General features: G+C 37.7%; 18 protein-coding genes and 2 riboswitches. Of the genes, 1 reads left to right on the top strand and 17 read right to left on the bottom strand.

Translation table 11 applies throughout. The annotated features are described in order from the left end of the window. Positions 1-179: 179 nt before the first annotated feature. The 15 genes from F7731_RS20450 to desA form a co-directional block, all read right to left on the bottom strand. Complete coding sequence (locus F7731_RS20450) at positions 180-971, bottom strand: ABC transporter permease (protein WP_151536652.1); 792 nt, start codon at positions 969-971, stop codon at positions 180-182. Positions 972-973: 2 nt separating this feature from the next. After that, entirely contained in the window at positions 974-1747 is a 774-nt protein-coding gene (locus F7731_RS20455) for an ABC transporter ATP-binding protein (protein ID WP_151536653.1), read from the bottom strand. A 4-nt stretch (positions 1748-1751) separates the two neighbouring features. Then, positions 1752-2816 carry an ABC transporter substrate-binding protein gene (locus tag F7731_RS20460; protein WP_151536654.1) on the bottom strand — a complete coding sequence of 355 codons (1065 nt, stop codon included), beginning with the start codon at positions 2814-2816 and terminating at the stop codon, positions 1752-1754. A 184-nt stretch (positions 2817-3000) separates the two neighbouring features. Beyond that, positions 3001-3618, bottom strand: coding sequence for a thiamine phosphate synthase (gene thiE / locus F7731_RS20465; RefSeq protein WP_151536655.1), 618 nt, complete (start codon positions 3616-3618; stop codon positions 3001-3003). Beyond that, positions 3615-4418 carry a hydroxyethylthiazole kinase gene (thiM, locus tag F7731_RS20470; RefSeq protein WP_151536656.1) on the bottom strand — a complete coding sequence of 268 codons (804 nt, stop codon included), beginning with the start codon at positions 4416-4418 and terminating at the stop codon, positions 3615-3617. The genes thiE and thiM overlap by 4 nt, the downstream gene beginning before the upstream one ends. Positions 4419-4441: 23 nt before the next feature. Further along, positions 4442-5254: a bifunctional hydroxymethylpyrimidine kinase/phosphomethylpyrimidine kinase gene (thiD, locus tag F7731_RS20475; RefSeq protein ID WP_151536657.1), complete on the bottom strand. Its 813-nt coding sequence runs from the start codon at positions 5252-5254 to the stop codon at positions 4442-4444. Then, on the bottom strand, positions 5223-5744 hold the full coding sequence (gene thiW / locus F7731_RS20480) for an energy coupling factor transporter S component ThiW (RefSeq protein ID WP_151536658.1): 522 nt from the start codon (positions 5742-5744) through the stop codon (positions 5223-5225). Before thiW ends, thiD begins: the two co-directional genes overlap by 32 nt. Before the next feature lie 21 nt (positions 5745-5765). Beyond that, positions 5766-6764, bottom strand: coding sequence for an ABC transporter substrate-binding protein (locus tag F7731_RS20485; protein WP_151536659.1), 999 nt, complete (start codon positions 6762-6764; stop codon positions 5766-5768). Between the two features lie 24 nt (positions 6765-6788). Continuing rightward, positions 6789-7556: an ABC transporter permease gene (locus F7731_RS20490; protein WP_151536660.1), complete on the bottom strand. Its 768-nt coding sequence runs from the start codon at positions 7554-7556 to the stop codon at positions 6789-6791. Beyond that, positions 7543-8289 carry an ABC transporter ATP-binding protein gene (locus F7731_RS20495; protein ID WP_151536661.1) on the bottom strand — a complete coding sequence of 249 codons (747 nt, stop codon included), beginning with the start codon at positions 8287-8289 and terminating at the stop codon, positions 7543-7545. Before F7731_RS20495 ends, F7731_RS20490 begins: the two co-directional genes overlap by 14 nt. 18 nt (positions 8290-8307) lie before the next feature. Beyond that, the gene (gene tenA, locus F7731_RS20500) at positions 8308-8997 is read right to left on the bottom strand and encodes a thiaminase II (RefSeq protein ID WP_151536662.1); all 690 of its coding nucleotides are present in this window, start codon (positions 8995-8997) and stop codon (positions 8308-8310) included. 110 nt (positions 8998-9107) lie between these two features. Beyond that, positions 9108-9196, bottom strand: a riboswitch (TPP riboswitch). Between the two features lie 79 nt (positions 9197-9275). Then, a riboswitch (TPP riboswitch) is annotated at positions 9276-9382 on the bottom strand. A gap of 69 nt (positions 9383-9451) precedes the next feature. Further along, positions 9452-10522, bottom strand: a complete 1071-nt coding sequence (locus F7731_RS20505) for a branched-chain amino acid aminotransferase (RefSeq protein WP_151536663.1) — start codon at positions 10520-10522, stop codon at positions 9452-9454. A 225-nt stretch (positions 10523-10747) separates the two neighbouring features. Further along, entirely contained in the window at positions 10748-11347 is a 600-nt protein-coding gene (locus F7731_RS20510) for a response regulator transcription factor (RefSeq protein ID WP_151536664.1), read from the bottom strand. After that, on the bottom strand, positions 11348-12481 hold the full coding sequence (locus F7731_RS20515) for a sensor histidine kinase (protein ID WP_151536665.1): 1134 nt from the start codon (positions 12479-12481) through the stop codon (positions 11348-11350). Between the two features lie 116 nt (positions 12482-12597). Next, positions 12598-13617 carry a Delta(5) desaturase DesA gene (gene desA, locus F7731_RS20520; RefSeq protein WP_151536666.1) on the bottom strand — a complete coding sequence of 340 codons (1020 nt, stop codon included), beginning with the start codon at positions 13615-13617 and terminating at the stop codon, positions 12598-12600. Between the two features lie 132 nt (positions 13618-13749). On the opposite strand from desA, the gene F7731_RS20525 reads away from it, so the two are divergent. After that, on the top strand, positions 13750-14112 hold the full coding sequence (locus F7731_RS20525) for a hypothetical protein (RefSeq protein WP_151536667.1): 363 nt from the start codon (positions 13750-13752) through the stop codon (positions 14110-14112). A 62-nt stretch (positions 14113-14174) separates the two neighbouring features. Here the strand turns inward: F7731_RS20525 and F7731_RS20530 are convergent, their stop codons facing one another. Beyond that, positions 14175-15092: a DUF1002 domain-containing protein gene (locus tag F7731_RS20530; RefSeq protein WP_151536668.1), complete on the bottom strand. Its 918-nt coding sequence runs from the start codon at positions 15090-15092 to the stop codon at positions 14175-14177. Between the two features lie 126 nt (positions 15093-15218). Continuing rightward, entirely contained in the window at positions 15219-15629 is a 411-nt protein-coding gene (locus F7731_RS20535; protein ID WP_151536669.1) for a DUF1259 domain-containing protein, read from the bottom strand. Positions 15630-15713: the final 84 nt, after the last annotated feature.

Below are 15713 nucleotides of genomic sequence, written 5' to 3' on the forward strand. Positions count from 1 at the left end.
GCGATTATGAAGTCAATTTCAATCGGAGTATTGCTTAGCAACTCAATAACTCCAATAGATGTTCAACTATCACCTTGCAAGTCCTTTTAAAAAATCATTTCAATGTAATTAATTCTGTGGCGGTTCTGAAAAACCCTTTAAAAAAGGACAATCCCTCGTAAAAAGGAATTGTCCAGTACTTATTTCCAAGGTATAAGCTTTCGCTCTAGCCATTGCAGTCCTCGATTAAAGAGTAATCCTAATAATGAAAGTAATAATACTCCTACCATTAATTTATTCGTGATCATTAAGTTCCCATAGTGTAAAACCATTGCACCAATTCCGTACTGTGCAGCAATCATTTCAGCTGACACTAAAAGTAAAAGGGCTGTTCCTGCGGCTAACTTGAGACCAGCAAAAATAGTTGGAAGAGCTCCAGGCAAAATGACCTTTCGAATCACATTAAAATGATTGGAACCAAATGTAACTGCAGCTTTAATTAAAATTGAATCAACACTTTTCACACCTGAAAATGTATTAATAAGTACAGGGAAAAATACCCCTAGTGCAATAATGGCGACCTTTGGCATTTCACCAATGCCAAACCATAAGATAATTAATGGCAATAGGGCGATTTTTGGAATCGGATAAATCGAATAGACGATTGGTGTAAAGATGGCATCAGCCCATTTAGAGAAACCAAGAATGAGGCCAATAATGATTCCAAGCGTAGCTCCTAAAGCATATCCCCACCCAATTCGATACAAACTTGCTAATAAATTTTTGAACAGTTCTCCACTGTGAATCATTTCCCATCCAGCGGTAATAATGGCTGTTGGAGCGGGTAAGAATAGTGGCGGCACAATGTTCATTCTGCAAACAAGTTCCCATAATAGCAAAAGACCAGTAATTCCTAGTACTGAAGCATAAGTTGGGATTTTTCGTTCAAGAAAGGCAACCCGATTTTTAATGACTTGTCTATTTTCTTTCATATTTACGCCTCCTTCAATGCTTCTTGAGCATCATGGCGTATTAAATTCCAAATCTCATTGGAATACTGTTCAAATTGGCTGCGGTATTTCTCTTCGTCGCGGCCAATTTTTGGAAGATCAATCTTTATAACACTTTTGATTCGTCCAGGATGCCTTGATAAAACAATTACTCGGTCTGCTAAGTACACAGCTTCTTGTATGTTATGGGTAACATATAAAGTACTTAATCTTGTCCGATCCCAAATGGTCAGCAATTCTTCCTGCATAATCGTACGGGTTTGCGCATCTAATGCCGAAAATGGTTCATCCATTAAAAGAAGATCTGGTTCAACGGAAAGAGCCCGGGCAATTCCAGCCCGCTGCTTCATTCCGCCTGATAATTGTTTAGGATAGGCATTTTCAAATCCTGTTAAACCAACCATGTCAATATAATATTTGCCTTTTTCCTCGCGCTCTTTTTTGCTTACGCCTCTTTCTTCAAGCCCATACACCACATTTTCGAATACTGTGCGCCATGGGAAAAGAGCAATTTCCTGAAAGACTATGCCTAAATTTGGTTCTTTGCCTAGAGTACCTTCAAAATAAACTTGTCCTTCACTTGGAGAAAGCAGCCCGCCAACAATATTCAGCAAGGTTGATTTCCCGCAACCACTAGGACCTACAAGTACAACAAATTCTTGATTTTCAATGGCAAAGTTAATATTTTCAAGAGCCGTTACTTCACTTTTCTTTGAATCGGTAAATGTTTTTCCGACATTTTCAACTACTATTCTCATGATGTTATTCCCCTAGTTCTTTTAAAGCTTCCTCTAGTAATTCTGTATTGACAATTTCTTTACTGTCAATAGCTTTATCAATTAGTTTTTCTTTTGCATACCAATCGATTTGAGTTTGGATGTCAGATTGAAGTAATTTTCCGTCGCGGTCCATATATGGAAGTCCTTTTTTAATAAGCTCTGGATCTTGATCTGTATACTTCGCAATAATGTTAATGACTTCTTCATAGTTTTCGCCTGGAACGGTTTCACCGTCTTTTTTTACTAGAACTGCATCATAGTAGTAACGGGATGCTTTAATATAAGCTTTAAAGAATCTAATTGCAGCATCTTTATTTTCAGCAAATGCAGGCGAAAAGAAAATCCCTGAAGTTTGATAATCGATCTCATCGCCTATTTGTGTAATAACTTTACCATAGCCTTCTTCGACAACTGTTGAAATATTTGGCTCATTCAAGATAACAGCATCTACTTGTTTGCTATTAAGTGCCTCCATTAGCCCTTTAATGCTATTAAGTGGAACTAATTGTACATCACTAATACTTAAACCGTGATTCTCTAAAACTCTTCCGGCCATATAGTGGAATGTTGAACCTGTTTGGGTAATCCCAATTTTCTTTCCTTTTAACTCTTCAATTTTCGATACATCCGAATCATTAGGGACTAATAAGGCAGATGATGAATAGCCTTTTTGCTCTCTTCCCTTATCAGCAACAATCCATAATTGTTGGCCGCCAGAAACCATATTGTAAAGACTGGCAGTAATTCCTGTTGCCCCCACATCGACACTTCCGCCAGCAGTGGCTACAGCGATCGGCTGTGCAGCTTCAAACCAAGTTGCCTTTACATCTATATTTTCCTCTTCGAAAAATCCCTTTTCTAAAGCGATAAACAAAGGTGCAGAGCTTGTTAATTTAAGCATACCAATGTTTACAGGGACTTTTTTGGAGCTGCTTTTGGCGTCTGATTCCTGTCCAGTTGATTGATTTTCCTCATGCTTTCCGCAGCCTACAAGAGCGATAGCTAATGAAAGTAATACGGCTAAAATGATTGTTAAAGATTTCTTCACTTTTTTATTCCTCCATCACTTTAATGTTGTACATTATTAAATTTTAACATAATTATGTATATATCGACGTAATTTCCAAAAAAACTTTAAAATCCATTAGGAAAATTGTACGTGTTACTGACCAGGCTGCTCTCTAAAAAAATAACACCATTCCTTTTTAAAGAAATGGTGAAGTACACATGAATCATCGGTCAATAGCCTTCCTAAAAGCTTCTGCGGCTTCCAAAGGATTATCTGCTTTCACAATCCCTGAAACAATAGCAAAGCCTGAGATGTTTTTTTCACGAAGCTCTTGAATATTATGATGCTTGATTCCTCCAATTGCCACAACTGGAATGGTAACTTGCTTGATGATCGATTCGAGCGTTCCTTCAGGAAGTAATGTGGCATCGTCTTTCGATTGTGTTGGAAAAACGGCACCGACACCAATATAATCAGCGCCATTTATTTCGGCCATTTTTGCCTCTTCTACGGTTGATACGGAGACTCCTACAATCATCGACTCTGGGACTATTTTTCTAACAGCATCTAACGGGAGATCGCTTTGACCGATATGAACACCGGCTGTATTCACGGCTAATGCAACATCAATCCGGTCGTTAATGATGAGCGGTATTTGATAGCGATCAAGTAAATCTTTCAGTTTCTTTGCTTTTTCATAGAAAAGCTTGCCGCTGCTCTTTTTTTCTCGTAGTTGAACAATTGTCACACCGCCTTTTACAGCTTTCTCCACTATATCGAGGAGTTCCTCAGTAGCCAAAGATTCCTCAGTTACTAAATATAAAGTGTAATTTAAGCTCATAAGAAACGAACTCCTTCCTCCCAAATTTGTGAATCCATCATTGAAATTTCATCTATCAGCTTAACACGGTATGTACCAATTCCCTCTCCGTCTATTAGTCTATTTTTTGCTCTTTCCCCAGCTAAGCTCATGACAGACATCCCCGCAATCGCTGCCGAAAATAGATCATCTGTGATTCCAGCAAAGCTGGCAATTAGAGAAGCGGTCATACATCCTGTTCCTGTGATTCGAGTTAACCAAATATCGCCATTTCCTATTTTGACTGTCTCTTCCCCATTGGAAATCACGTCATGCTTCCCGCTAATAACGGCAATGGTATTGAGCTGTTGAGCCGTCTTTTTTGCCAGTTCTTCCTTGGAAATTGTAATTTCAACCGCGTCAACGCCTCTTGTTGCTGCCTTACCACCGATAAGAGCAAACACCTCTGTTGCATTTCCCCTAATAATGGATACATCTACTTTTTTTAGAAAATCAATTGCCCTTTCTGTTCTAAATGGTGTTGCTCCGACACCGACTGGATCAAAAACAACAGGGATCCCTTTCTTATTGGCGGCTTTTCCAGCTCTTAGCATCGCTTCGTAGGTCGAATCATCAATCGTACCAAAATTTATCACTAAAGCATTTGCTAGGTTCACCATATCTGCTACTTCTTCGATGCTTGTTGCCATGACTGGAGAACCACCAATGGCAAGCGTTGCATTGGCACAATCATTGATCGTTACGTTATTCGTAATATGATGAACAAGAGGGTTGCCTTTTTTAATTTTCAAAAATAATTCCTTAATATTATCAATAAGCATTGATTTCGTCCCCCGCTATTATTCTATTTATGATTGACCAGCAGATTTGCTTTTTCATAAAGTTCAAAAAAATGATTGGTTGGTCCATGCCCATGTCCTAAATCTAAGCTGTGCCTAATAGCTGTCGTTATATATTGTTTGGAAATTTGAATAGCTTCTAATAAGGAAGCTCCTTTAGCTAAGTTTGCAGCAATTGCGGATGAAAGAGTACAGCCTGTTCCATGCGTGTTTTTTGTATGAATTCTCTCACCCTGTATCCAATGAAAATCCGTTCCATCATAAAATAAATCATTTGGCTCGCCGTTTAAGTGTCCGCCTTTTAATAACACTGATTTTACTCCTAGTGCTTGAATAGCTATGCACGCATCCATGCGATCTTCTTCCGTATGAATTTTACTGCCAGTTAACACTTCGGCTTCCGGAATATTGGGAGTAACAATTGTAGCTAAAGAAATCATTTTTTTCATCAGTGCTGAAATGGCATCCGCTTGTAATAAGTGGTGCCCGCCCTTTGATACCATGACGGGGTCTAATACAATGTTTTTTGGGCTATATTTTTGCAATTTACGAGCAACCAGCTCAACCGTTTCAGGTGAAGAAAGCATCCCAATTTTTACTGCGTCCACTTGAATATCATCAAATACTGCTTCTATTTGGTCTTGTATGATGGATGGGTCAATATTTTGTACGGAGCGCACTTCCTGTGTGTTTTGTGCTGTTACTGCCGTAATAACTGACATCCCATATACACCTTGAGCAGCAAAGGCTTTTAAATCTGCTTGAATGCCTGCGCCTCCGCCTGAATCAGAACCAGCGATTGTTAACGCTGTTCTCATGTAGCATCCCTCCAATTGCTTTATTTCTAATTAAAATTTTCAGTAATGCAAAACCCATAATGGCACCTGTGAAGGAACTCATCGTAAAAGCAGGTATCAATCCAAATAACGTTGCTTCCTTGCCTAAAATGAGAACCGCAATTGGGTAAGTGGCCATGGCACCAAGAATTCCTGTTCCAATCACTTCACCGGTTGCAGCAAGACCTATACTCTTTGTTTTGCGGTAAAGCAAGGCAGCTAAAAATGCCCCGATCATACTGCCTGGATATGCAAAGAGACTACCTGTACCAAGCATATTTCTCAATGAGGATGAAATAAAAGCTTGAATAACGGCATACCATGGTCCGAGTAATACAGCCGAAAGGACATTAGCGAAATGCTGAATCGGAAAAATTTTCACAAAGCCAACCGGGATATAAATGAAGCTGCTTGAAACGGTTGTAATCGCTGCGATAATCGCGGTTAAAGTAAGTTTTTTTGTTCTTTGCATATATCCTCCAAATGTGCATCTTTATTTTGATACGATATTTTTAAACGCTTCTTTTGGATCAATTTTTTCCTTTATTACTTTGGAATCGTATAGCCAGTCAGCAACATCCTGCCATACCGCTTCATCCTGATGACCAAATGGAACATTATCCGCCTCCATTAATGGCAATAAAACTTGTAAACTTTCCTTTTCTACTCCCTTATCTAACGGAAAACTATCATTTTCATGATCTAGTAAGACTTGAAGACCAGCATCTGGATTCTCTTTTACTGTTTCCTGCCCTTTCGTTACAGCACGCCAGAATTTTTCAAAGGCAACTCGTTTCTTTTCTAACGTTTTTTCTCCTGTCACGATAATCAGTTCATAATTATCAGGCACCCCGTAATCTGGCAAATTAAGAATATCAATGTTGTACCCTTCTTTTTGCAATAGTACTTGCTCATGATTAATATAGGCTCCAACAAGTGCATCAACTCGGTCAGTAGCTAAAGATGACATTAAGTCCCAACCAACATCTGTCATCTTGACTTTACTCATGTCACCGCCATCATTTTTAACCATAGATGCAACAACTGCTTCACTGACAGAGGCCGATGGATATCCGACATTTTTCCCTTGTAAATCCTGTGGGGATTGAATCCCGCTTTCTTTTTTATACATAATCGCATCGAGAGAATGTCTGACGAGTGCAGCAATGGAGACAACAGGTATGTCCTCTGCTCTTGATACTAAAAGCTGGCTTTGATAGCTGATGGCTAAATCAACTTTTCCCGTAGCAGCAAGCTTTAAAGGATCGTTCGTATCTGCAGGCATTTCGATTTTCACCTTAATACCCTCGTCCTCAAAATAGCCCTTTTCTTTTGCCACATAAATGGCTGAATGTACAGCATTTGGATACCAATCTAGCATAATACTAATCTCTTCAAGATCTTTCTTACTGCTAACGTTTTCTCCTGTACAGCCAACAAGCAGTATAGCTATTAGTCCGATAAATAAATGATTGAACCATTTCTTTTTCATTATGTGAACATCTCCATCTGTCTATTAATCTGTGTTTTTCCATTTTAAAACGTTCTTTTCAATTACTTGTATGAATCCGAATAGTAGAATTCCTAGGATGGTAAGGATGGTAATGGCTGCAAATACGCCTTCAGAATTCAAATTCCCTGACATTCTGCGGCTATAGTAACCGAGTCCTTCACTCGCGCCAAGCCATTCACCTATCGTCGCTCCTACTAGGGCATAAACAATGGCTAGCTTTAATCCTGAGAATAAAGAAGGTAGAGCCATCGGAATATTTAGCTTTATAAAGATTTGCCAGCGGTTTGCACCCATGGATCGCAATAATTCGAAATAATCTTTATCACTGGCTTTTAGTCCGTCATACGTACCAACCACAATTGGAAAAAATGAAATGAGCACAGTTACGGCTACTTTGCTCCAAATTGTATAGCCGAACCATAGGACGAAAATTGGTGACAGCGCTATAATTGGAATCATTTGTGAAATTAATACTGCCGGGTAAAGCATTTTTTCGACCGTTTTTGAAAAGAACATGGTCACAGCTAATGCAATTCCTCCACTAACGGCGAATAAAAAACCAATGAGAAATTCAATCATAGTTGCTGGCAAATGCTCAAAAAGTAGCGGCTTCCAGTTTTCTATGATTGAGACCATCACGCTTGTTGGGGCAGGAATAATAAATGCCGGAATGAACCCTGCACGTACAAGCCATTCAAATAAAACAAGAATGGTAATTGTAAAAATGAGAAACAGCCTATATGATTGAAGCCAATTTTTAAATCTTTTCATTCGTAATCTTTTTCTCCAAACTCTGTCTTAATGTAATTATCTCTTTTTCATGAAGCATCTTAAGCACTCGTGGACGTTTGAGATTGACCTCAATCTCTTCAACTTGTTTATTAGGGTGTAACAAGAGGATTCGATCACTTAAAAAGCAGGCTTCTTCTAAATCATGGGTAATAAACAGGACTGTTTTTTTAAACTCTTGCCAAATGGACAACAGCCATGCATGCATTTCTTTCTTTGTTAATGCATCCAATGCGCCAAATGGTTCATCAAGCAATAACAATTCCTTCCCTGTCAACAACGCGCGGAGAAATGAAACACGCTGTCTCATTCCTCCTGAAAGATGCTTAGGATATGCATCTTCGTATTCGATTAAGCCTGCTCGATTAAGCCATTCTCGAACCTCTTCTTTCGTCATCTGTCTCTCCTTTTGAATTTCAGAGGAGATCATGATATTTTCCATAATCGTCCGCCAAGGCAGAAGCAAGTCACGCTGAGGCATATAGCCAACATCCCCAAGTTTGATCGCTTTATTATTTAGGAGAATTTCTCCTTCATCTTGTTTAAGCAGACCAGTGATTAATTTTAAAATGGTGCTTTTTCCAGTTCCGCTTCTGCCAATGATGGAGACAAATTCACCAATTGATATTTCAAAGTTCAATTTCGAAATGATATCGTTTTTTTGCTTTTCTGAATTTTTATATGAATAAGATACATTAATAATCTCTAATGTCATAGTTCCTCCAACTTTATTTTATATAGGCCAATCTTGTTTGTAGTAGTTCATATCCCAGAATAAATATTCATATTTCGAAGTCATTTGGAAATGCTCTTCAAGAACAGCCAGCTCTCGCTCGGGTTTTCCTTCTGCAAGCTCGTCCATAAGCCCAATTAGCCATTTAGCTCCTTCACCAAATGTTTCAGAATCATACGTCTTAATCCATTTAGCATACCGATTTTTAGCTAATAGATTTCCATATTGTTTTCTTAATAGCTTCCCAATCTCCCAATAATCCCATGCACAAGGAAGCAGACAGGATACAACTTCAGCTAAGCTGCCATTTTGGGCGACATTTAACATATAACGTGTGTAGGCTAAATTCACGGGAGTAGGTCTCGTTTCTTCAAGCTCCTCACGGGAAATCCCAAATTCAGCTGCGAATTGCCGGTGCAATTCCATTTCAAAATGTAAGGTTTCATGAAGAATTTGTGCAAATTTCCCCATTGTATCTAGGTCACGGGCCTTCGTTACTCCTGTCGCAAAGAGTTTTGAATAATCGACTAAATATACATAATCTTGCTTCATGTAATGAATAAATTTTTCTTCATCTAAAATCCCTTGGCCAAGCTCTTGTACGAAAGGATGGTTGTGATTTTTTTCCCAAATTGGCTGAACATTTTCAAATAATCTTTCCGTAAATTTTTTTGTTTTAATTACTTCCATTTTCATTCTCCCTCTCATTTTTTTTGTTTTTCTGGAGTATACGGCCTCATGGAAAAATAAAAAAACCGCCTTCTAATCAGAAAGCGGTTAATCGAACAGGCATGAAGAGCCGTATTCATTAACTGCTTCCCTACGCTAGTATGATCTAGATCAGGTTCAAAGGGTTCATCTCAGCCAAAAGGCGCCCCTAGCAAATCAAAGGTATGAAGTTATTGGTATTGCACAAATAAAAAACCCCGCTCATATGGCATATGAGTGGGGTTATATAATGTATTCGGACCATTATTATGCCACTTCCCTACGCCAGTATGAACTAGTTCAGGTTCAAAGGGTTTAGAACAGCAGTTCAGTCTCAGTCTTATGAAAGACACCCCTAGTGAAAATTATTAATATTTAAACATAGAATAACATGAATAAGAAATAAAGCAAGTAAAATCTTCCAATAAGCAGCTTATTATACTTCCTCAACCCAGCCCAATGAATCAGGCAATGTTCCGTTTTGGATGCCAGTTAACGCATCGTATAGCTTTTTGGCAAGCGGACCTGTTTCGCCATTATTAATAATGAGCTTTTCGTTTTTCCAAAAGAATTCGCCAATTGGTGAAATTACGGCTGCTGTACCTGTTCCAAAGGCCTCTTCAAGCTTGCCATCCAAACCAGCCTGATAAACCTCTTCCATTGAAATTTTTCGTTCAACAATTGGTAAACCCCAATGCTGGAGAAGCTGAATGATGGAATCGCGGGTAACTCCTTCTAAAATACTGCCATTTAATTCTGGTGTAATAATTTCTCCATTGATTTTAAAGAAGACGTTCATACTTCCGACTTCCTCAACGTATTTCTTTTCCTTTCCATCAAGCCACAGCACTTGGGAATAGCCTGACTTGCTTGAAACTTCTTGAGCTTTTAAGGCTCCAGCATAATTTCCTGCTGTCTTCGCATTCCCTGTACCGCCTTGTACAGCTCGAACGAACTCTGTTTCAACAGCAATTTTTACAGGGTTAATCCCTTCCTTATAATAAGCTCCCACTGGAGAAAGAATAATAATGAATTGATACGTTAATGCTGCTGACACGCCTAAGTGAACTTCCGTTGAAATAATGAATGGACGAATATATAGAGAAGTCCCTTCAAGATTAGGGATCCAGTCGCGATCCACTCGAATTAATTCTTTTAATGCATTTAAAGCAAGCTCTTCATCAAGCTCCGGCATGCACAAGCGAGCGCTTGATCGATTTAAGCGTTCAAAATTTTTAGTAGGCCTAAATAAAAAAACTTTTTCATCTTTTGTTAAATAGGCTTTTAACCCCTCAAATACAGTTTGTCCATAATGAAAAATTGTCGCTGCAGGGTCTAAAGTAATCGGCTGATATGGTACAATTCTTGGATCATGCCAGCCCTTCCCTTCCGTATAGTCCATAATAAACATATGATCTGTGAAGGTTCTTCCGAATTGTAGGTTGTTAAAATCTGGCTTTTCTTTTCTAGTTGTAGCTAAATTAATTTCAATTTGTTGGTCTTTCATCCTTTATTTCCCTGCCTTTTAATTGTGCTAAAGTCTCTTTTTAATAAATCGTTTCAATCACAAAATACTCATTCATGTAAAATTTAATAATATTTTCATATAATTTCTTATGTCGTGATTGTAATTATAATTATCCGACAATTCACAGCGGTTTGTCGAGTGTTTTTTGCAAATTTTTAAAAAATAATTTCCAAGCGGAATCTTCTTACGATTATTCCGCTTTTCCTATTTAAACCAGCCCTTTTCTTTAGACTGAGTAATCGCTTCAATGCGATTTTTCACTTCAAGCTTATCTAAAATTTGCGAAATATAATTTCGCACTGTCCCAGCTTTAATACTTAATTCATCGGCAATTTCCTTCGTGTTTTTACCATTAGCAACAAGCTCAAGGACGGCTTTTTCCCGCTGGGTAAGCGGATTTTCCTCGCTATAAACATCGTCCATTAACTCTGGAGCAAAGACTCTGCGGCCAGCCATTACGGTTCGAATTGAGTCTGCTAGCTCCTCGCTTGGGCTATCCTTTAATAAATAGCCACTCACTCCTGCCTTTAATGCTCTTTGAAAATAGCCAGTTCTTGCAAATGTGGTAAGGATGATCACCTTACAATCGAACTCTTTTAGTTCTTCCGCTGCTTCCAGTCCACTTTTCATTGGCATTTCAATATCCATCATACAAATATCCGGCTGATATTGCCTGACGAGAGCAATGGCTTCTTCACCATTATTTGCTTTTCCGACGACTTCCATATCTTCTTCTAAATTTAGTAAAGAGCCTAACGCCCCTAACACCATTCGCTGGTCTTCAGCAATGACGATCCGAATCAATTACTTCTCCTCCTTCTCTGTTTGCATGATGACGTTCGGAATCTTCATTAATATGAAAGTTCCATTTCTATCCTCGATTTCAAGGCTGCCGTTAACAAATTCGAGTCGTTCCTTTATTCCTATTAAACCATGACCTTTGGAAAGATCATAGTTTTTTCCAATTCCTATCCCATTATCTTCAATTTTGATGCTAATTTCATTTGAGTTTTGATCAATTGTAATGCGGCAAACTGTCGCCTTACTATGTTTGACGACATTTGTAACGGCTTCTTTCATACACATGCTTAAAATGTTTTCGAGGTAGATCGAGACGTTTGATAGCTTATTCTCTATTTCACAGATAAACTCAATTTCTGCCGCATCGAGTAGCTGTTTAATTAGTACGAGTTCTTCTTTTATGCGGATTCCTCTCATTTGTGATACCATTTTCCGTACTTCATTTAATGCCATTCTGGCCGTTTGCTGGACATCCTTCATTTCATGGCGTGCTTGCTCTGGATCTTTATAGACGAGCCTTCTTGATAGGTCACTTTTTAAGCCGATAAGTGACAGCTTTTGCCCTAACGTATCGTGGAGATCGCGGGCTATTCTCTGCCGCTCTTCCTGTTTTACGAGCTCAGCGATTCTTTTGTTTGCATCTTCTAGCTGCATTTCCAGCTTTTCTTGTTTTTTCTTATTATAAAGATTAAATGGCAAAAGAATAACACCGATCCAAACAATAATAATAAATGGTAGTTGCTTTAAAAATAGTTCATCTTTAAAGATCAGATTATAATTAATTGAAAAAGTTGTTGCGATTAAATGGATAATATATAAAATTAAAAAAGCAATGCGGTTTTTAATGTTTCCATTATAGTAGGCAATATAGAAGGCAAAATAAACGAACTGAAAATGAATCGTCATCGTAATGGAAATGCCGATAAGGATACTAGTCCATAAATAGACTGTCCACTTTTTGGAAATAAAAGCAAATCGATATGTAATAAAAAAGAGTATCGTTAAGATGATTCCAACAATAATATCGATCGTTGATGAGGTTTGGAAGATATAATAAAAAGGCAGAATACTAAAAATACTCCAGATGTATGGAGAAATGCCAGAACTTTTTAAAGTTGTAATATATTTTTTTAGCATACGAGTAACTCCATTTTTTTTCATTTTATTAATTCTATCATAAAAAAGGCAAGGTTCTCATTGTTAACGAGGTCCTTGCCTTTAGAAATGGACTAAAGGTGCTGTAATTTATTGAATTAAATTACTTTCTTCATGTTGTTGTTCATGTAATCTGCTGCTTCCTTATAAGTAACAAACCTTTTATTTACCTCGTCCCATAAATGGAACCGCAGTGATAGCAAGCTTGTTTTTAAAGAAACAGTAGGCACGTTTCGTAATGGTTCTGTATTATTATGTGCTTCTTCAAGCTTATAATTCGGTACTCGCGGACTTAAATGATGGACGTGGTGATAGCCGATATTTCCAGTAAGCCATTGAAGCAGTTTTGGCAGTTTATAGAAGGAGCTTCCTTCAACGGCCGCCTTCACATATTCCCAATGCTCATCCGCTTCGAAATAGGAATCTTCAAACGTATGCTGGACATAAAAAAGCCAAATCCCTGCAGACCCAGAAATTAAAAAGATGGGTCCCTGAACTAATAAGAAGGCCTCCCAGCCAATCGCCCAGCACATGAAACTGTATAAAATAACGATGGATATATTCGTTAAATAAGTATTTAGGCGCTCCTTCGTTTTTGCTCCTCTTCTGTTAAAACGATTGACGATTAGAAATTGGTAAATAGGGCCAAAGCCAAACATGATAATTGGGTTGCGGTAAAGCCGATAACCTAAACGTTGCCAAAAGGAAGCCTGCGAATATTCTTCCACTGTAAGCATCCAAATATCTCCAACACCGCGCTTATCTAAATTACTGCTAGTTGCATGATGAACGGAGTGGTCATGTTGCCATTGACTAAATGGGAAAACAGTGATGATCCCTGTAATGGTGCCAAGTATTTTATTAGCCTTGCGATTTTTAAAGAATGAGTAGTGACAGCAATCGTGAAAAATAATAAAAATACGTACTAAAAAACCTGAAGCAATTAAAGCAATCGCTAATGTTAATACATAAGATATGGATAAACTTTTATAAGCGAGAAACCATAAGAGAAAGAATGGAATAATTGTATTAATAATTTGAAAAACGCTCGTCTTTAAATTCGCTTTTTCGTAAGGAGCCATTTGCTTTCTCAATTGAGTTTGCATTTGTTTGGTCATTTTAAAGATATCCTTCCACCATTTTTTAAGAATATTGTATATAATTGATTTAATGTTTTGTAGGCATAGGTGTCATGTCTAAACCATGATAAATGTCATGTTTCGACTAATATTTTGATAGGGTGACGAAAGATGAAGCCAATTTTAAATAAGCTTTTACACAAAGCAAAAGAATCTTTACATTCTGCTTCCGCTCTTATGAAAGAAAGATTGTATGAATTAACCGGCACTTCAGCTGTTACTGTCATACAGTTAGCAGATTTTATTCGAAATAATCCGGATACAAAAGTAAAGCGGCAGGACCTATTAGGACAATCTTTTTTCTTTTATCAATTAGAAAAAGAGGGCATTTACTATTCACTAGAATGTAAAAACTCCTATATTTTGCAATTAGATGTGCATTCTGGAGGGGTACAATTAGTATCCTATCGTTCATACCGGGACTATTATTCGTTAAACACACCCATTAAGTTTCCTAAGATTTCAAGCAATTAAAGGGAACCCGGCCAACATAAAAGGACCTCTAACATGAAAGGTAGAGGTCCTTTAGATATGTTTTATGAAAATAAGCTTTTAATGCCGTCAATTAACTTTTTAAAGAAATCCGATATTGCTTCCAAGAAACCTTTATCACCGACAGCTTCTTCGATCCGCTGCTTAATATCTTTTGAAATGGTTTCAAGCTGGGACTGTACATTATCAAAATTAATATTGAGGCTGCGCATTTTTTCAAATAAATCAATGAGCAGTTGGCGATCTTGTTCACTTAATTGAATTTCCAGTCTTTTCACTTGATCATTAATGATTTTCTCAATATCTTCTTTTGTTGCTGGTTTTTTTGCGGCAATTTCTTTTTTAATTTCTGTCAAAAGCTCAGTAACTTTATCATTGTCCATGCCTTCCTTTTTGGCTAATTGAGTGGCTATAGATAATTCTTCATTCGCAACTTCTGTATGTTCTTTATTAAGCTCTTCCCCATTCCCTTCATCATAAGCCTTGTAAATACCGACTAAAGCTGAATGTCCAGAAACTTTAACTGGGGATGCCACTTCAACAATCGCATCTTGAATTCCTGCTGTTAACAGCGCATTCGCATACATTTCGTCTGTAACTTCAGTAATATTTTCTGGGGTCACCTGTTTAATAACGAGCCCTTCACCAGCTTCTTTTCGGGTGATTTTAGCTGAAGAATACATGTTTGCACGTCTGTCCCCTTTAATATAGGTAACTAGATCATCTCCAGTAACCGTTATTTCTGTTACTTTGCTTGTGTCATTTACACCTAATAGCTTACGGACCTCATCCTTTTGGGAAGTTGATAGTTTTTCACCATAAACTACGATTGGAAGACCAAACTTTTCATTAATGCTCTCATCGTCATTGTTCCCATTGGACGCGTGTGCCATTGTTCCAAAATTCGCTGCTAAGATAAAAACAAATCCAATAATCGTCCATTTCATCAATTGCTTTAACATTGTTACACTCTCCGTTTAAATAGAATAGCTACAAATATACCTATACTTATGTTTTTAAACATATAAGTATAGCATTGCAGAAATTTTAACATACATTTATTAAAAATACTTCTCATAACTTAAAGATTAATTTTTTTGGACGGGATTACTTCTTAAAGTACGGAAGGAATAAGCTAATTTATTGGCGAAGTTTAATGGGGGTTCAATAGATTGTAAATGGATATAGAGGATATTTGGCTGAGTAAACAACCAATGATTATGCAAGGCACTAACGATAATTCCCTGCTGGACTACGGCATGCATAAAGCCTGGAATTTCTTCTTCTAAAATGGCGATTTCGGCTAAATTTAATGCATTTCCATCCTTGTCCAAAGCCTCAAAAGAAAAGCCTGCCGGTACAACTGACGAGGTTGATCGCCCTTGAACCATTACTTTAAAATCACGCTGCATTTCTACGGAGCATACTCCATTATTTATTGTTCCTTTGCCGTTCAATATTTTAGCGAATTGATTGCATAGTACGTTGATATTATTCATCATCAGTCCCCCCATCTAGATGATTCATATGATGAAGGAATGACTTTTATGTAAAAAAACCTCCGATAAACGTATCGAAGGTTT

Source organism: Cytobacillus depressus (genome assembly GCF_008923245.1).
GTDB lineage: Bacteria > Bacillota > Bacilli > Bacillales > Cytobacillaceae > Cytobacillus > Cytobacillus depressus.